14 protein-coding genes are annotated in these 17597 nt (G+C 65.5%); 7 read left to right on the top strand and 7 right to left on the bottom strand.

Features of this window, described 5'->3' with window-relative positions; translation table 11 throughout:
- Positions 1 to 12: 12 nt before the first annotated feature.
- The 4 genes from ACXI0D_RS09335 (at position 13) to ACXI0D_RS09350 (ending at position 6888) form a co-directional block, all read left to right on the top strand.
- On the top strand, positions 13 to 831 hold the full coding sequence (locus ACXI0D_RS09335) for an ABC transporter permease (protein ID WP_119007489.1): 819 nt from the start codon (positions 13 to 15) through the stop codon (positions 829 to 831).
- A complete protein-coding gene (locus tag ACXI0D_RS09340; RefSeq protein WP_119007490.1) occupies positions 821 to 2137 on the top strand; it encodes an ABC transporter ATP-binding protein in 1317 nt (438 codons plus the stop codon). Before ACXI0D_RS09335 ends, ACXI0D_RS09340 begins: the two co-directional genes overlap by 11 nt.
- On the top strand, positions 2134 to 5082 hold the full coding sequence (locus ACXI0D_RS09345) for an FkbM family methyltransferase (RefSeq protein ID WP_119007491.1): 2949 nt from the start codon (positions 2134 to 2136) through the stop codon (positions 5080 to 5082). Before ACXI0D_RS09340 ends, ACXI0D_RS09345 begins: the two co-directional genes overlap by 4 nt.
- 381 nt (positions 5083 to 5463) lie before the next feature.
- Positions 5464 to 6888 (top strand): hypothetical protein, encoded by a 1425-nt coding sequence (locus ACXI0D_RS09350; protein ID WP_119007492.1) that lies wholly within the window; start codon positions 5464 to 5466, stop codon positions 6886 to 6888.
- A 90-nt stretch (positions 6889 to 6978) separates the two neighbouring features.
- Here the strand turns inward: ACXI0D_RS09350 and ACXI0D_RS09355 are convergent, their stop codons facing one another.
- The 5 genes from ACXI0D_RS09355 to ACXI0D_RS09375 form a co-directional block, all read right to left on the bottom strand.
- Positions 6979 to 8151, bottom strand: coding sequence for a cystathionine gamma-synthase (locus tag ACXI0D_RS09355; protein WP_032957893.1), 1173 nt, complete (start codon positions 8149 to 8151; stop codon positions 6979 to 6981).
- Between the two features lie 123 nt (positions 8152 to 8274).
- Positions 8275 to 9645: a pyridoxal-phosphate dependent enzyme gene (locus tag ACXI0D_RS09360; RefSeq protein WP_479642510.1), complete on the bottom strand. Its 1371-nt coding sequence runs from the start codon at positions 9643 to 9645 to the stop codon at positions 8275 to 8277.
- Between the two features lie 301 nt (positions 9646 to 9946).
- Positions 9947 to 10183: an HP1242/YdcH family protein gene (locus tag ACXI0D_RS09365; protein ID WP_004154075.1), complete on the bottom strand. Its 237-nt coding sequence runs from the start codon at positions 10181 to 10183 to the stop codon at positions 9947 to 9949.
- Positions 10184 to 10507: 324 nt separating this feature from the next.
- Positions 10508 to 11392, bottom strand: a complete 885-nt coding sequence (locus ACXI0D_RS09370) for an OmpA family protein (protein ID WP_119007494.1) — start codon at positions 11390 to 11392, stop codon at positions 10508 to 10510.
- Entirely contained in the window at positions 11389 to 11754 is a 366-nt protein-coding gene (locus ACXI0D_RS09375; RefSeq protein WP_005415160.1) for a DUF4398 domain-containing protein, read from the bottom strand. The genes ACXI0D_RS09370 and ACXI0D_RS09375 overlap by 4 nt, the downstream gene beginning before the upstream one ends.
- 121 nt (positions 11755 to 11875) lie before the next feature.
- Here ACXI0D_RS09375 and ACXI0D_RS09380 point away from each other — a divergent pair, with 121 nt between their 5' ends.
- From ACXI0D_RS09380 to ACXI0D_RS09390, 3 genes are all read left to right on the top strand, one after another.
- Positions 11876 to 13003, top strand: coding sequence for a PilT/PilU family type 4a pilus ATPase (locus ACXI0D_RS09380; protein ID WP_014645840.1), 1128 nt, complete (start codon positions 11876 to 11878; stop codon positions 13001 to 13003).
- Positions 13004 to 13132: 129 nt separating this feature from the next.
- Positions 13133 to 14416 carry a putative DNA modification/repair radical SAM protein gene (locus ACXI0D_RS09385; RefSeq protein ID WP_119007495.1) on the top strand — a complete coding sequence of 428 codons (1284 nt, stop codon included), beginning with the start codon at positions 13133 to 13135 and terminating at the stop codon, positions 14414 to 14416.
- On the top strand, positions 14397 to 15857 hold the full coding sequence (locus tag ACXI0D_RS09390) for a UdgX family uracil-DNA binding protein (RefSeq protein ID WP_119007496.1): 1461 nt from the start codon (positions 14397 to 14399) through the stop codon (positions 15855 to 15857). Before ACXI0D_RS09385 ends, ACXI0D_RS09390 begins: the two co-directional genes overlap by 20 nt.
- Before the next feature lie 46 nt (positions 15858 to 15903).
- On the opposite strand, the gene maiA is transcribed toward ACXI0D_RS09390, so the two are convergent.
- Both maiA and ACXI0D_RS09400 read right to left on the bottom strand, forming a co-directional pair.
- Complete coding sequence (maiA, locus tag ACXI0D_RS09395; RefSeq protein ID WP_119007497.1) at positions 15904 to 16572, bottom strand: maleylacetoacetate isomerase; 669 nt, start codon at positions 16570 to 16572, stop codon at positions 15904 to 15906.
- A 14-nt stretch (positions 16573 to 16586) separates the two neighbouring features.
- Positions 16587 to 17576: a fumarylacetoacetate hydrolase family protein gene (locus ACXI0D_RS09400; RefSeq protein WP_119007498.1), complete on the bottom strand. Its 990-nt coding sequence runs from the start codon at positions 17574 to 17576 to the stop codon at positions 16587 to 16589.
- Between the last annotated feature and the right edge of the window lie 21 nt (positions 17577 to 17597).

Below are 17597 nucleotides of genomic sequence, written 5' to 3' on the forward strand. Positions count from 1 at the left end.
CGCCCTCGTTGAATGGAAGCCTTCCCCAGTTCCCCCGGCCAACTGATCCGGTCCCTGATCGACAACCGACGACTGGTCCTCGCACTGGCGGCGCGCGAAATCGCCGCCCGTTACCGCGGGTCCTTGCTGGGACTGGCGTGGGCGCTCGTGCAGCCTGTCTTCATGCTCGCCATCTATACGCTGGTGTTCAGCGAGGTCTTCAAGGCCCGCTGGCCCGGCGGCAGCGGTTCGCGCACCGAATTCGCCCTGGTGCTGTTCAGCGGCCTGCTGGTGTTCAACCTGTTCAGCGAGGTATTCAACCGCGCACCGGGCCTGATCGTCGGCAACGCCAACTACGTGAAAAAGGTGGTATTCCCGCTGGAGGTCCTGCCGTGGGTCAGCGTGCTCACCGCGATGTTCAGCCTGGCGGTGAACCTGATGGTCTGGCTGCTGTTCTACCTGGTGTCCACCGGTCTGCCGCCGATGACCGCGCTGCTGGCGCCGCTGGTCATGGTCCCGATGATCCTGTTCATGACCGGCATTGCCTGGCTGCTCTCGGCGCTGGGTGTGTTCCTGCGCGACACCGCGCAGATCACCGCGATCATCACCACCGCCGTGATGTTCCTGACACCCATCTTCTATCCGATCGATGCGATCCCGGCGTCGTTGCGGCCGGTGCTGAACATCAATCCACTGGCGCCCATCGTCGCGCAGATGCGTGATGTCCTGATGTGGGGCAAGGGGCTGGACCCTGTGGTCTATCCGACCTGCCTGCTGGTCTCGCTGGCGGTTTTCTTCCTGGGCTTTGCCTTCTTCCAGCGCACACGCAAGGGGTTTGCCGATGTGCTCTGACATCGCCATCCAGGTGCAGGGCCTGGGCAAGTGCTTCAACGTCTATGAGAAGCCGACGCACCGGCTGATGCAGATGCTGTGGCGGGGCCGCCGGCAGTACTACCGGGAATTCTGGGCACTGCGCGATGTGGGCTTCACCATCCATCGTGGCGAGACGGTGGGCATTATCGGCCGCAACGGTGCCGGCAAGTCGACCCTGCTGCAGATGATCTGCGGCACGCTGACTCCCACCGAAGGCGCGATCACCGTCAATGGGCGGGTGGCGGCACTGCTGGAGCTGGGGGCCGGCTTCAACCCCGAATTCTCCGGCCGCGAGAACGTCTATCTTGCCGCGTCGCTATACGGCGTCGAAAAGGAGGAGGTGACCCGTCGCTTCGCCGAAATCGCCGCCTTCGCCGACATCGGCGATTTCATCAACCAGCCGGTGAAGACCTATTCCAGCGGCATGTACGTGCGCTTGGCATTTGCCGTCATCGCCCATGTGGATGCAGACATCCTGATCATCGACGAGGCGCTGAGCGTCGGCGATGCCTACTTCCAGCAGAAGTGCATGCGGTTCCTTGCAGGCTTCCAGCGCGGCGGTGGCACCCTCCTGTTCGTCAGCCATGACATGGGCGCGGTCAATGCACTCTGCGCATCCGCCGTGCTGCTGCGGCGGCAGGACGGGCAGTACCAGTGCGATATCGGCTCGGCGCGCGAGATCTCTGCCATCTATCTGCGCGACCTCTATGCGGACCGCCAGGAATCGGCGGTGGCCAAGCCGAACGCAGCCCTTGCCCAGGGCAGCTACGATGCGGATACCGTGGAAGCGACCCATTTCCATGCAGGCGCCTTCCGCCCGGATGTGGACAGCTTCGGCGCAGGGGGCGCGCACATCGAGAGCGCGGTGTTCACCGACGTCGACGGCAACATCGTGTCCGAGTTCTCTTCGCAGGACGACGTGCGCCTGGTGGTGACCGCGCGGGCAGGCAAGGCGCTGGACTATCCCGCCATCGGCTTCATGCTGAAGGACCGCAAGGGGCAGTATCTGGTGGCCGAAAGCTCCGACAGCTACCTGCGCGACGAGGCCATCGCCGTCGAGCAGGGAAGCATCTTCACCGTAACGTTCCAGATGCGCCTCCCTCGCCTGATCCGCGGCGAATACAGCCTGGATATCGCACTCGCCGAGGGCCCCGGCGATGACCATGTGCAGCACCACTGGCTGCACGATGCCATCGTTCTGACGGCCCTCAACCCACAACTGGTCCACGGCATTTCCGGCGCTCAGCCGCTGGCAGTGTCGTTCCGCACATCTCATCGCTCATGACCATCATTACTGGACGTCACGGCGTTTTCGAAACGCTCCCCGGCGACACCGTCATCGCCGACTCGCTGCGCTGGTATGGGGAGTGGGCCGAGAACGAGCTCGAGCTGCTGCGCCGCTTCATTGCACCGGGAAGCGTTGTCGCCGACGTCGGCTCCTTCATCGGTACCCACGCCGTGGCCTTGGGAAGGGACGTTGGCAGCCTGGGGCATGTCCACGCGTTCGAACCGCGTCGCAATGCCTTTGCCATCCTCCAGCGCAACATCGAACGTAACGGACTCACCCGGCAGGTCACGGCCCATAATGCTGGCCTGTCCGACCATCCGGGCTCGATCTCGCTCGACGATTCGGCCGAGGAGGCCCAGAACCAGGGCGGCCTGAGCCTGATCGATGCCGGCCGCGGCTACACGGTGCGCATCGTCACCCTCGACTCCTTGCAGCTGCCACGCCTGGATCTGCTGAAGGTCGACGTGGAAGGCATGGAAGCGCAGGTGCTTACCGGTGCCATGGAGACGCTGCAGCGCTGCCGCCCGATTGTCTTTGCCGAATGCAACTCGGTGGAGGGCGCAGCGACCACCTTGGCCGCCGTGGCACAGCTGGACTACGCCGCCTTTGGAGTGGTCTACCCGGCCTTCAATCCCGACAACTTCAACAACTGCCCGGACAACTTCCACGGCGCCAACGCCGAATGCGGGCTGTTCCTGCTGCCGCGTGAACGCGCGGAAGGGGACATGGTTGAAGGAATGCGGCGCATCACCTCGCTGGAAGACGTGGTGGCACTGCTGCTGGAAAAGCCGCAGTACCTGCCCGAAATGCTGCCCGATGCACCGGCCGTTCCGGCCGTACACCGTAGCCATCCGCTGCCGCTGCCTGCTGAGGCACGCGCGCAGCGCCCGCTGCATGTCGTCGCCCCGTTCTACCGCAACGAGCAGCTGGTGGATCCGTTCATGCGCGGGCTGCGCAGCGTCGCTGAGGAACTGGCCCGTGCAGGCGCGTCCGTCTGGCTGTACAACGACAGCCCGGACTACGCTCCACTGGGCGCAGCATTGCAGAAAGCGGCCGCCGAAGGTCTTGACGGCGTCGAGGTGCGTGCGCTGGCAAACGAGGAGAACCTCGGGTTCATTGGCACCTGCAACCGCGCCTTCCAGCTCGCCATCGAGGAAGGCGCCGACGTCTTCCTGCTCAACTCCGATACCGAAGTCACCGCAGGTGCCATCGAAGAGATCCTGGCAGTAGCCGCGATCGATCCGATGATCGGCTTCGTCTGCCCGCGCAGCAACAACGCGACACTGGCCACGCTGCCATACACCATGGAGCACGCCGATGTGACTGTCGAGCAGGCGCTTGCCAAGTTCCTGCCCCTCGCTCGCCGACTGCCCCGTTTCTCGTTCATCCCCACTGCCGTCGGCTTCGCACTGTGGATCCGCGGCACGCTGTTGGCGGAGTTCGGCATCTTCGACACCGTCTATGGCAAGGGCTACAACGAAGAAAACGACCTGATCATGCGCGCCAACCGCGCAGGCTATCGGGCCGCGCTGGCCAACCATGCCTTCGTCTGGCACCAGGGTGAACAGTCCTTCTCGACCACGGGCCAGCAACGGTCCGAGCGCGAGGAGATCAATGGTGCCGTGCTGCGCCAGCGCTACCCGGAGTACGCCCCGCTCATCTATCGCTACTTCACATCGCCGGAGTACCGCGCCGAACGGCTGCTGGAGGCACTGGACCCGGTGCAGGGGAAACGAACGATTGCTTTCGACTTCTCGTCCTTCGGGCCGTTCCACAACGGCACGTTCGAGTCGGGCGTCAAGCTGTTGTCTGCCTCGCAGCGTGCATGGCCCAAGGACACCCGCATCGGTGTCTTCATCAGCGCACAGGCTTGGGCTTTCCACGGCCTGGATCGCCTGCCGGGAGTCGTCCGGCTGGAACCCGGCGACCACCGTAACCGGGTCGCCGCCGTGGTCCGCATTGGCCAACCCTACCAGCTGGAAACCCTGCTGAACCTGTTCGAGACCGCACCGGTCGTCGGCATCTTCATGCTTGATACCATTTCCACTGACTGCGGCTACCTGGCGCTGGGTTTCGACGACAGCCTGTGGCGTTTCGCCTTCGAGAACATGAGCGTGTTGTTCACCAACTCGCAGTTCACCCTTGATCGCATTCGCTTGCGCTACCCGATCAGCAGCTCGACCCTGCAGCAGGTTTCGCTGCATTCACTGGATCCTGCTGACTACGCCAGCTACGAGCCTACCGGCTCGGAGGGTTCGCACATCCTGGTGATCGGCAACCACTTTACCCACAAGTTCGTGCGGGCAACGACCGACGCGCTGGCCAGCGCGCTTCCTGGCCAGAAGATCATCGCCATCGGCTACCCCGAGGATGTCGAACTGCCAGCCAACGTGCAGTCGTTCAAGGCAGGCAACATTGATGAAGACACCTTCCGCTCGTTCTACCGCGATGCACGCGTCGTGGTGTTCCCCAGCCACTACGAAGGCTTCGGCTTCCCCGTGTTGCACGCACTGGCCCATCGCCGGCCGGTTCTGGTACGCGACAGCGGCCTGAACCGGGAGCTGGCAGCGCACATCACTGCCTCGGCCAACATCCACGCCTACGAAACCACGCGCGAACTGGTGCAACGGCTGCAGGAGGCGATGCCGGTCTGGACCGACGAACGGCGCCAGGGCGAAGCTGACGGATGGCACCGCTCCGCGGTGGAAGTCCATGAAGCGTTGACTTCGGCCATGAACCTGGCCAACGCAACGCAGGTCGCCAAGGTGCTGCGCAACCTCGACGCGCTCAAGCACCCGGCCACGATGGCAGCGGAGATGGGAACCTCGGGCCAGCGAATCGGCCGCAGGCTCGGTCGCATCATCGACCGCCTGTTGCGGATTCCGGGCGCGGCACCTGCTGCGCGCCTGGCGGCGCGGATGTACCGCAGCGTCGCCCGCTAGATGGCACTGAGGTGAACTGGCAGCCCCATGCCCTCCAGTACGCCCTTCGCAAGAAGAGGCGAAGAGCGTCTGCCCCAGCGTAGGCGGCAAGCGGAAGCCATCTGCTGAGCCGGTTGGCCGTGCCGAAGGACTTGGCAAGCATGAGACTTCCGCTCAACCACCTTCGATTCTGACCGTCCTGGTCCCGACGGCCGTCGCCGGCGAGGAATCTCCCTCCCCCTCAAGCAGCCCTGCAGGCGCGGACTGCACGGCGAGAACAAAGAGGTGCAAACCCGCACTAAGGGAACGACATGATGTACCCTTCCTGAATATCGAGGCGCGGAGACGGCAGCTTGCCAGGCCTTCTCCGCAGCGTTGCATTATGGAAAGGGGAAAACATTAATGACTGCGGCCATTGCGGTGTCGAGACATGACGACCCCGTGACACCCTTCTCGCTCAGGACGCGCGCAGGGGCGATCGTTGTCCTTGGGTTCGCCCTGATTCACGCCGTTGTGGTCATGTGGCGTGCTCAGAGTTTCTTTTTTTACGGCGACGACTTCCTGAACTTTGCTGTTTACGTAGAGACAGGTTTCAACCAGGCATATCTGATGCGGGATGTCTTCGGTCAGATGGCTCCAGGCTACCGACTGATGCAGGCGATGGCATTCGAGCTGTTCGGGATGGACTACACCCGAATCCAGATGCTGTTGGCAGTTGTCACAGCCAGCACAACCGCCCTGCTCGGCATGGCGGCACTGCGACTGGGGAGCCGACCATGGGTACTGGCAGTTGCTCTCCCTCTGCTGGTGCTGCTTCCGCAGTCTGGGCAAGCCACGATGTGGTGGAGTGCGGCTGTGCACACCACGTTCTCATTTGCCGCCATTGCCGCTGCGTTGTTCTGCGCGAGCGGGAGCAGCCGGGCACGCCCGGTCCTTATCAGCTTGTGGCTTGCGGTATCCCTTCTTTTCACCGCAAAGGCACTTTTTTCATTGGCACTGCTGTGGGGTTTTCTGGCCTTGCGCGAAAGCCAACAGGGTCGGCATTGGTTTCGCGCGAGCCTGAGCGCACTACGGACGTTGATCCCTTCCATTTTCGTCGCGCTGGCCTACCTGGCGCTGCTCAAGGTCTTCCATGAGCCGTCCATACAGCCTCACCCTTCACCGCTGGTGCTGGCCGCCTACATCTGGGAACTGACCGCCGACTACGCGATCGGAAGCAGCTTCGGTCTCGGTTCGTACGGGCTTGGCTGGCCACGCAGCGTCAGTGTGGCGCTGGTCCTCGCCCTCGCTGTGGCATCCGTGCGCAAGCGCCCGGCCCTGCTGTTTCCCTGGGTCGCGCTGCTCACTTATCTCGCAGCCAGCGCCGGCGCAATTGGCTGGGAGCGCGCGGTTCGCTTCCCGGGTGGAACTCTGCGCTACTGTGTGGAGGGCTCAACTCTCCTGCTGATTGTTTCTGCGCTTTCGATATCAGCCGTCTGCCAAACTGCATTCCAGCGGCGCATTGTAATTGCGGTGGCCACCCTTATCGCAATCAACCTCGGCTGGCATCGCAGTGAGATCCCACTGGATGCCGACCGAGATTCCGCGCGCTCCTTCATCGCCAACTACCAGCATGACGTAGCCCTTCTGCCAGCAGGGGCAACAATCGCCGACACTCAGCTGCCAGAGCAAATCGTCCCAAGCTGGATGGTGGGTTATTCACGCGCAGGTTGGCTCACCAGGCTTTATGCACCGACCGTCAGTTGGGGCAGCATAGAAACGGCTACCCACGTCGTTGGGGAGGACGGCAGCATCACTCCGATCCTTCCCGCGACCAACGGCGAATAGCACCTTGGCCAGCGACGAAACAAACCGGGCGCCCAAAGGGCGCCCGGTCATCTTCTGCACCTCGCCGGACCAAGCGCCCGGACGGCTGGCTCAGGCCAGCGCCCGTTCCAGATCCACCTGCAGGTCCCCCAACTCTTCAACACCCACGCTCAGCCGCACCAGCGCATCGCTGATCCCCAGCTGCTCGCGGCGCGCCACCGGGATCGAGGCATGGGTCATCACCGCCGGGTGGTTGACCAGGCTTTCAACGCCGCCCAGCGACTCGGCCAGGGTGAACAGTTCGGTCTTCTCGCAGAAGCGCTTGGCCGCCTCGAACCCGCCCTTGAGCACGATCGAGACGATGCCGCCGTAGCCGGCCATCTGCTTGCCGGCCAACTCATGCTGCGGGTGCGAGGCCAGGCCCGGGTAGATCACCTTCTCCACCGCCGGGTGCTTTTCCAGCCACTGGGCCAGCGCCAGCGCGTTGGCGCAATGCGCCTTCATGCGCAGCGGCAGGGTCTTCAGGCCACGCAGGGCCAGGAAGCTGTCGAACGGGCCCTGCACGCCACCCACCGAGTTCTGCAGGAAGGCCATCTGTTCGGCCAGTTCGGCGTTGTCGCCGACCACGACCATGCCACCGACCATGTCCGAGTGGCCATTGAGGTACTTGGTGGCCGAATGCAGGACCAGGTCCGCGCCCAGTTCCAGCGGACGCTGCAGCATCGGCGAGGCGAAGGTGTTGTCGACCACCACGATCAGGCCATGGCGCTTGGCGATGGCGGCGACCGCGGCGATGTCGACGATCTTCAGCATCGGGTTGGTCGGGGTCTCGATCCACACCATCTTCGTCTTCGACGTGATGGAGGCTTCGAACGCGGCCAGATCGGTCAGGTCGACGAAGCTGAAATCCAGCCCGGCGGTACGGCGACGCACGCGCTCGAACAGGCGGAAGCTGCCGCCGTAGATATCGTCCATCGCCACCACGTGGCTGCCGGCGTCGAGCAGCTCGATCACGGTCGAGCTGGCCGCCATGCCCGAGGCGAAGGCGAAGCCGCGGGTGCCGCCTTCCAGCGACGCCACGCAGCGCTCATAAGCGAAGCGGGTCGGGTTGTGGGTACGCGAGTACTCGAAGCCCTGGTGCTCGCCCGGGCTGGACTGGGCATAGGTCGAGGTGGCGTAGATCGGCGGCATCACCGCGCCGGTGCTGGGGTCGGGCGACTGGCCGCCGTGGATGGCCAGCGTGGCCAGGGCCAGCGCGCGGTCCGGGGAAGAAGCGTTGGACATGTCGTTTCCTGATTGGCGCCGATGACCGGCGCCGTCGAAGGAGCGGGAGTCTATCAGCGCGGCCTTAACGAGCTTTGACGCGGATAAACCGGGATTCAGCAGCGATCTGCGGCGATAAACGCCTTACTGAACGCGCCGACGCAGGTAATTCAGCAGGTCGATGCGGGTGATCAGGCCGAGGAAGGCGTCACCGTCCATCACGATCGCCACCTGGCCACGGTCGAACACCGGCAGCAGGGCCTCGATCGGCGACTTCACGTCCAGCCGGTCCAGCTTGCTGACCATCGCGGTGGCGACGGTGTCGCGGAAGCGCGCTTCATCGCCATAGACATGCAGCAGCACGTCGCTTTCGTCGACGATGCCGACCAGCTGCTCACCGTCCATCACCGGCAGCTGCGAGACGTCGTACAGCTTCATGCGCTGGTAGGCGGTGGTCAGCAGGTCGTTCGGGCCGATCACCACGGTGTCGCGCTGGCCATACGGGCGCAGGATCAGGTCACGCAGGTCGCCGTGCTGCGGGCGCTGCAGGAAGCCGTTGTCCAGCATCCAGTAGTCGTTGTACATCTTCGACAGGTATTTGTTGCCGGTGTCGGGCACCAGCACCAGCACCTTCTTCGGCGTGGTCTGCTCGCGGCAGTACTTCAGGCCGGCGGCCAGCAGGGTGCCGGTGGACGAACCGCCCAGGATGCCTTCCTTGCCCAGCAGTTCGCGTGCGGTGTGGAAGCTCTCGGCATCGCTGATGGCATACGCCTTCTTGACGCGGCTGAAATCGGAGATCGACGGCAGGAAGTCCTCGCCGATGCCTTCCACCAGCCAGCTGCCCGACTTGTCGTTGAGATTGCCGTCGTTGATGTACTCGGCCAGGATCGAGCCGACCGGATCGGCCAGCACCAGCTCGGTCTTCGGCGACAGCTTGGCGAACGCGCGCGACAGGCCGGTCATGGTGCCGGAGCTGCCGCAGCCGAACACGATGGCGTCGAGGTCACCGCCCATCTGCTCGAGGATTTCCGGGCCGGTGCCGAACTCATGCGCGGCCGGGTTGTCCGGGTTGCCGAACTGGTTGATGAAGTAGGCGCCCGGGGTCTGCTCGGCGATGGTCTTGGCCAGGTCCTGGTAGTACTCGGGGTGGCCCTTGGCGACGTCCGAACGGGTCAGGCGCACTTCGGCGCCCATCGCCTTCAGGTTGAAGATCTTCTCGCGGCTCATCTTGTCGGGAACGACGAGGATCAGCCTGTAACCCTTCTGCTGGGCCACCAGCGCCAGGCCCAGGCCGGTGTTGCCGGCCGTGCCCTCGACCAGGGTCGCGCCCGGCTTCAGGTCGCCACGCTGCTCCGCCGCCTCGATCATCGACAGGCCGATGCGATCCTTGATCGATCCGCCCGGATTGGCGCTCTCCAGCTTCAGGTAGAGCTCGCAGACGCCGGTGTCCAGGCGCTGGGCCTTGACGATCGGGGTCTGGCCGATGAGTTCGAGGACGGAAGAATGGATGGGCATTCGGAGGACTTTCGATTCGCGCCGCGCAGGGCCGGACCGATGATTATCCGACGGATGGCGCTGAATGTCAGGTCGGTGCAGGCATGCCGCCCGCCTGCCCCATGAAGGGATGCGGGCGGCCCCGGATCGACGAGGAGACCGGTACCGCCCGCATCGGTGAGTTGTGCCTGCAGGCCAAGGCACCACCGCCTGTGGTGCCTTGGCGCGGCCGCCTCATCGGCGGTGCCGCGATGCCGGGGCAGGAGCGCCCGGCCGGGCCATCGATGGCCGGGTCACGCCGTTCCGGGCGCGACGGGGTGCGTCAAAGCGTGGGGGACGTCATTGGGAGCGGTGTTTCGTACATTCGCAGAAGTCGTTGCTTGGCCAGCAGCTTCTCACGCTTCATGCGACCCAGGGTGACATCATCGATCGGGAGTACACCCAACTCCGCGTCCATGCACTTCTTGTTCAACTTGCGGTGCTGGTCATGGAGTGCCCTGAACTCCGGATCACGCGCGCGACGGGCGTCGATCTCGCTCTGGGGCTGATCTTCAAACATGATGGACCTCCTTCGACAGATACACGAACGCCCCGGCCGCAAGGCACGGGGCGTTGTTCATGGAGGAGCGCCGGTCGATGGCCACCTGGACGCCTGCAACGACCTGCGGCACTGGCCTGCGCACGTCGATCTGCTGCGGTTCGCGCCCTGCTTGCATCGGCCCGGCCCTCCCATCGTCCGGTCCGCGGCATTGCGTCCCGGACGATTGACCCTACGCCTGCTCAAGGCGGGGTACAAGACCCCTGCGTCAAAAAGACCAAACCCCGCCGGGGCGGGGTTCAGGCTGAATGCTCATTGCAACGAAAAACAAACAATATCAATGCATTACGGGGCGATGATGACCTCGGCCGAGCGCGCCCGGGTGGAGGCTGCCTTCTTGCCGCTGACCTGGATCCGGTTGCTGGCGACACCGGCTGCGACCAAGGCGTCGCGCAGCGCTTCGGCACGCTTCTGACCCACGCCATTGGCGTTGTCGTAGGCCTCGATGCGCAGGCGGCCCTTCTTGCCGATGTTCAGGTACTCGGCCAGCGCCTTGGCCTGGTTGCGGGCGCCACCGGACAAGCTGGAGGCGCCTGCGGCGAACGCGTCGCCATTGAAGGTGAAGACTTCGCCACGGCCATCGAACTTCGAGCCCGGCAGCTTCTGCCCGGACACCAGCTCGGCTTCCTCGCGGGCCAGCTTGGCGGCGTTCTGCTGAGCGGCGCTGAGGCGCTGCTGCTGCTTGCCGGCCACGCTGGTCAGTGCGTTCTCGGCGTCCTGGCGGGCCAGGGTCTCGGCTTCGGCCGCCTGGCGCAGGCGTTCGGCCTCCTCCGCCTGCATCTGCGCCTGCATGCGCAGCTGCTCGGCTTCCTGGCGGGCACGGGCGGCGTCGCGGCGGCTGGCTTCGATCAGCAGGTCGCTGCGGGTACGTTCCAGGCGGTCGACCTCGCGCGCGGCCATCGCGGTGCGCACGGCGGTCTCGGCAATCTCCACCCGGCGCTCGGCCAGGTAGGTGGCCAGCTCCTGGTCGCGGCGCTTGGCCTTGTCCAGGGTGGCGATGGCCTGCTGGGCCTGCATGCGCTCGAAGGCGCCCAGCTCAGCGGTGTCGGGGTTGGCCTGGATGGCCATCAGGCGCTGGCTCAGCTGCGCCACCATCGGGTTCTCGGCGGCCACGGCCAGGGTCGGCAGCGCCAGCAGCGCGGCCAGGGTTGCGGCGGTCATCGGCTTCACCGGCGATCCTCCCCGGTCGACAGCTGGCGTTGCAGCTGGTTGACCTCGTTGCGGCGCAGCTGCAGCTGCGCGGTGACAGTGGCTTCCTCGCTGCGGACGCGGGCCAGGTCGGCATCGGCGGCGGCGCGCAGGGCCATCGCCGGGGCGTTCTTGCGCTCGCGGCGGTCGCCGGCGGCACGCTGGGCCTGCTCCAGCCCCTGCCGGGCCAGCCCGATCAGGTCCGGGGCGTACTGGTCGGCATCGGCCTGGGTGGCCTTGTCGACCGCCTGCCGGGCCTGGGCCAGTTCCAGGGCGGCGTCCTGCGCCCAGGCGGGGGCAGACAGTGCGAATGCAAACGCCATCACATACAGGCCATGGCGCATTCGTGCGAAGCTAAGTCGTTTCATTGGGGAGGCCGTACCGGTTGTCGGTTCACGGCCATTGTCGTCAAGCCGACACCGTGCTGGCAACGGGCGTCGGCCGTTTCGTTGGGGAAAATTCGCAATGGATATCGGCTACTTCCTGAAGCTGATGACCGAAAAGAACGCTTCGGACATGTTTCTGACCACCGGGGCACCGGTCTACATCAAGATCGAGGGGAAGCTTTATCCGCTGGGCAACACCGGCCTGCCGCCGGGCATGGTCAAGAAGATCGCCTACTCGCTGATGGACGAAGGCCAGGTGCCGCAGTTCGAGCGCGAGCTGGAGCTCAACATGGCCATCGCCCTGCCCGATGCCGGGCGCTTCCGCGTCAACGTGTTCAAGCAGCGGGGCGAGGTCGGCATGGTCATCCGCGCCATCCGCAGCCGCATCCCGAGCATCGAGGAGCTGAACCTTCCGCAGGTGCTGAAGGACGTCATCATGACCCCACGCGGGCTGGTGCTGGTGGTGGGGTCCACCGGTTCCGGCAAGTCCACCTCGCTGGCGTCGATGATCGACCACCGCAACAGCACCACCACCGGTCACATCCTCACCATCGAGGACCCGATCGAGTACCTGCACAAGCACAAGATGTCGATCGTCAACCAGCGCGAGGTCGGGCTGGACACCCATGCCTTCCACAACGCGCTGAAGAACGCGATGCGTGAAGCGCCGGACGTGATCCTGATCGGCGAAATCCTGGATGCGGAAACGATGGAGGCGGCGATCGCCTTCGCCGAAACCGGCCACCTGTGCCTGGCCACCCTGCACTCCAACAACGCCGACCAGACCATCGAGCGCATCCTCAACTTCTTCCCGGAAAGCGCGCACAAGAACGTGCTGATGAACCTGGCACTGAACCTGCGTGCGGTGATCAGCCAGCGCCTGGTGAAGAACAAGGAGGGCCGTCGCCTGCCGGCCACCGAGGTACTGATCAACACGCCGATGATCCGCGACCTGCTGCGTCGCGGCCAGGTGCACGAGATCAAGGCGGCGATGGAAGGCTCGCTGGAAGAAGGCATGGAGAGCTTCGACCAGTGCCTGTTCCGGCTGGCCAAGGCCGGCATCATCGAGCAGGAGGAAGCGCTGCGCGCGGCCGACTCGCGCGATGGCCTGGCCCTGAAGTTCCGCCTGTCCGAAGGCAGCAGCGGCGAGCACGACCCGTACGCCGACTTCTCGGCGGGCGCACCCAGCATCACCCACGGCTTCTGACCGCACGGAAAAGGGGACGGAGGGAATTAAGTCGTATATGCACTTGCGACGTCGCTCCCTCCGCCCCCTCTCCTGAAGCGTTCAGGGGCGGTCTCATCCAATGAGACCCCTCATCCGTAGGTTTCCTCAATGGAAACCATCCGCAAGCTCGCCATCCTGGCCGACGCCGCCAAATACGACGCCTCCTGCGCCTCCAGCGGTTCGGGCAAGCGCGATTCTCGCGCCAGTGGCGGTATCGGCAGCACCGAGGGCATGGGCATCTGCCACAGCTACACACCCGATGGCCGCTGCGTTTCGTTGCTGAAGATCCTGCTGACCAACTTCTGCATCTACGACTGCGCTTATTGCGTGAACCGGGTTTCCAGCAACGTGCCCCGAGCACGTTTCAGCGTGGACGAGGTGGTCGCACTCACCCTGGACTTCTACAAGCGCAACTACATTGAGGGCCTGTTCCTGTCCAGCGGGATCATCCGCAATGCGGACTACACCATGGAACAGATGGTGGAGGTTGCCCGGCAGCTGCGCGAAGAACACCGTTACGCCGGCTACATCCACCTCAAGACCATTCCCGAGGCCTCGCCGGAACTGCTGGCCAGTGCCGGGCGCTATGCCGACCGCCTGTCCATCAACGTGGAACTGCCGACCGAAGCCGGCCTGAGCGCCTTGGCGCCGGAGAAGACGGTGCATTCGATCCGCGGCGCGATGGGCGAACTGCGCTGGCGCATCGAGGAAGCCAAGGAGGCACGCAAGGCCCCCGCCGCGGTGGTGCCGACGGCAAGCCGCAGCGCACGCCCGCGTCCTCCCCGTTTCGCACCAGCCGGGCAGAGCACGCAGATGATCGTCGGCGCGGACGGGGCAAGCGACCAGCAGATCCTGGCAAGCGCCGACAGCCTGTACGGCAACTACCGCATGCGCCGGGTGTATTACTCCGCGTTCAGCCCGATTCCAGACGCCAGCCGGCAGCTGCCACTGCAGCCGCCGCCGTTGCAGCGCGAACACCGCCTTTACCAGGCTGACTGGCTGCTGCGCTTCTACGGGTACGGCGTGGATGAGATTACCGATACCACCCAGGACGGCATGCTCGATCTGGACATCGACCCGAAGATGGCCTGGGCGATCCGCCATCCCGAGCGCTTTCCCGTGGACCTCAACCGCGCACCGAAGGAAATGCTGCTTCGCGTACCCGGGCTGGGCGTGCGCAATGTCAAACGCGTGCTGATGGCGCGCCGCCACGCGCGGCTGCGCGTGGCCGACATCGCGCGCCTGAAGGCACCGATGAGCAAGCTGCTGCCGTTCGTGCAGCTGGCCGACCACCATCCGCGCAGGGCGCTGGACGATCCGGCGGCACTGCGCGCGCAACTGGCCCCGCCTCCGCGACAGGGTTCGCTGTTCGATGCACCGTCCGCGGCCTGACGCGCAGCGCTGGTCGCTGCGGGTGGATCCGCCATGGTCGCTGGAGGCTTGGCGCAACGGTGCGCGTGAAGCCCTGCTGCGCGACGTCGCGCCGGAGCAGCTGGACTGGCTGGAGGGCAGCGACGCATCACTGCTGGATGCGCCCGCGGTCACCTCGGCGCCTGTGCAGGCCGATGCTGGCGCACCGAACGTACCGCGCGACTTCCTGGAGCTGGCGGCCACCTGCCTGTGTCATCGCGACGGGCAGCGCATGGCCCTCCTGTACCGGTTGCTGTGGCGCATCACCCATGGCGAACGCTCGGTGCTGTCAAACCCCGCCGATGCCGACGTACTGCGGGCGATGGCCATGGCCCAGGCGGTCCGCCGTGACACGCACAAGATGAAGGCATTCGTGCGCTTCCGCGAGGTGCCTGGCCAGCCTGATGCGTTCATCGCCTGGTTCGAGCCACAGCACCACATTGTCGATCGGGTCGCGCCGTTCTTCGCGCGCCGCTTCACCGGCATGCGCTGGGCGATCCTAACGCCTTCGCGCAGCGTCGCCTGGGATGGGCAGGCGCTTGCCTTCGGCCCCGGCGCACGGCGCGAGGATGCCCCGGCCGAGGACGCACGCGAGTCGCTGTGGCAGACCTACTACGCGAGCATCTTCAATCCGGCACGGCTCAACACACGGATGATGATGCAGGAGATGCCGGCAAAGTACTGGCGCCACCTGCCTGAAGCACAATTGCTGCCACGCCTGGTGAGGGACGCGTCCGACCGCGTGCAGGAAATGCATGACCGTCCCGCGCAGGCAACGCAACGCCGGATTCCCCTGCGAGCGAACGCTGCGACATCGGCGACCGATGCCAGCAGCCTGGAGAATCTGCGCGGACAGGCCAGCGCCTGCCGCCAGTGCCCGCTCTGGGAGCAGGCCACGCAGACCGTGTTCGGGCAAGGGCCGGCAGGCGCCGAGGTGATGCTGGTCGGAGAACAGCCTGGCGATACCGAGGACCTGCGCGGACAGCCGTTCGCAGGACCTGCCGGCCAGGTGCTGGACCGCGCACTGGCGGAACTGGGAATCGATCGCGCCCAGCTGTACCTCACCAACGCGGTGAAGCACTTCCACCATGAACGGCGCGGCAAGGTGCGGCTGCACAAGCGGCCGGAAAGCCGCCACGTCCAGGCCTGCCGCCCTTGGCTGATGGGTGAGATCGCACGCGTGCGGCCGCAGGTGATCGTGTGCCTCGGCGCGACAGCGGCAGCCTCGGTATTCGGTCGTGATTTCGACCTCTCACGCGACCGCGGACGCTGGCACACCCTCGAGGACGGCACGCGCGGCTACGCCACGGTGCACCCGGCATGGGTGTTGCGGCAGACCGACGATGCGCGCCGCGAGGATGCCTACCGGTTGTTCCGCGATGACCTGGCCCGATTGCAGCAAAAAGGGGACGGAGGGGATTAAGTCGTAAGTGCATTTACGACTTAATCCCCTCCGTTCCCTTTTTCTTTCAGAGGGCGTCGGGCTGGTTTTCCGGGCGTGCGCGGTCGAAGGCGTCCACTGCCTGGCACGCCGCTTCGATACGGCGCAGGGTCGGGTACGGCGCCAGGTCCAGGCCGAAGCGATGCGCGTTGTACAGCTGTGGCAGCAGGCAGATGTCGGCCAGGCCGGGACGGTCGCCGTGGCAGAACGTGCCGGTGTCCGTGCTGTTGGCCAGCAGGGCTTCCATCGCAGCGAAGCCCTCGGCGATCCAGTGCAGGGTCCATTGCGTGCGGGCATCGGCCGGCAGCTGCAGGGTGCGCTCCAGGTACTGCATCACCCGCAGGTTGTTGATCGGGTGGATGTCGCAGGCCACCAGCTGGGCCAGCGCCCGCACCCGCGCGCGGCCGGCGGCGTCGGCCGGCATCAGCGGCACCTGCGGGAAGCGCTCATCCAGGTACTCAAGGATCGCCAGCGACTGGCTAAGCACATGCCCGTCATGCAGCAGGGTGGGCACCAGCTGCTGCGGATTGAGCGCGCGATAGGCGTCCAGGTGCTGTTCGCCGCCCTCGCGCACCAGGTGCACCGGCCGCGCGTCCCAGGCCAGGCCCTTCAGCTCCAGGCCGATGCGCACGCGGTAGGCGGCGCTGGATCGCCAGTAGGTGTACAGCACGATGCCGTCGTCGACCGGGATCTCCATCGCCGCCTCCCTGCTCAGGGCTTGGCCGCCTGTTCGATGCGCTGCTCGATCGCACCGAAGATGCTGTTGCCTGCGGCATCGAGCATCTCGATGCGGACCACATCGCCGAAGGACATGAACGGCGTGCTCGGCTTGCCGTCACGCAGGGTTTCGACCACGCGCTGCTCGGCGAAGCACGATGCGCCCTTGCTGGTGTCCTCGTTGGCGATGGTGCCCGAGCCGACGATGGTGCCGGCGCCCAGCGGACGGGTCTTGGCCGCATGTGCGACCAGCTGGGCGAAGTTGAACTGCATGTCCACGCCCGCTTCCGGTGCACCGAACCACCTCCCGTTGATGTGGGTCAGCAGCGGCAGGTGCACCTTGCTGTCCTGCCATGCGGCGCCCAGCTCATCGGGGGTAACGAACACCGGCGACAGCGCCGAGCGCGGCTTGGACTGCAGGAAGCCGAAGCCCTTGGCCAGCTCGCCGGGGATCAGGTTGCGCAGCGAGACATCGTTGACCAGGCCGACCAGCTGGATATGGCCCGCCGCCTGTTCCGGGGTGGCCGCCATCGGCACGTCGTCGGTGATCACCACGATCTCCGCTTCCAGGTCGATGCCGTAGTCCTCGCTGACCACCTTGACCGCATCGCGCGGGCCGTAGAAGCCTCCGCTGGTGGCCTGGTACATCAGCGGGTCGGTGTAGAAGCTCTCCGGCACCTCGGCACCACGGGCACGGCGCACGCGCTCGACATGCGGCAGGTAGGCGCTGCCATCGACGAACTCATAGGCGCGCGGCATCGGCGCGGCCAGTGCCTGCGGGTCGAGGTCGAACACGCCATCGGCATCGCCGGCATTGAGCGATTCGTACAGAGCGTTCAGGCGCGGCGCGATGTGGCTCCAGTCCTCCAGGGCCTGCTGCAGGGTGGCGGCAATGCCGGTGGCGCGCACGCCGTGGCGCAGGTCACGCGAGACGACGATCAGGGTGCCGTCGCGGCCGCCTTCCTTCAAAGAACCAAGCTTCATGGGTGGGTGTCCGGAGTCGTG

It is taken from the genome of Stenotrophomonas sp. C9D9 (assembly GCF_056491205.1).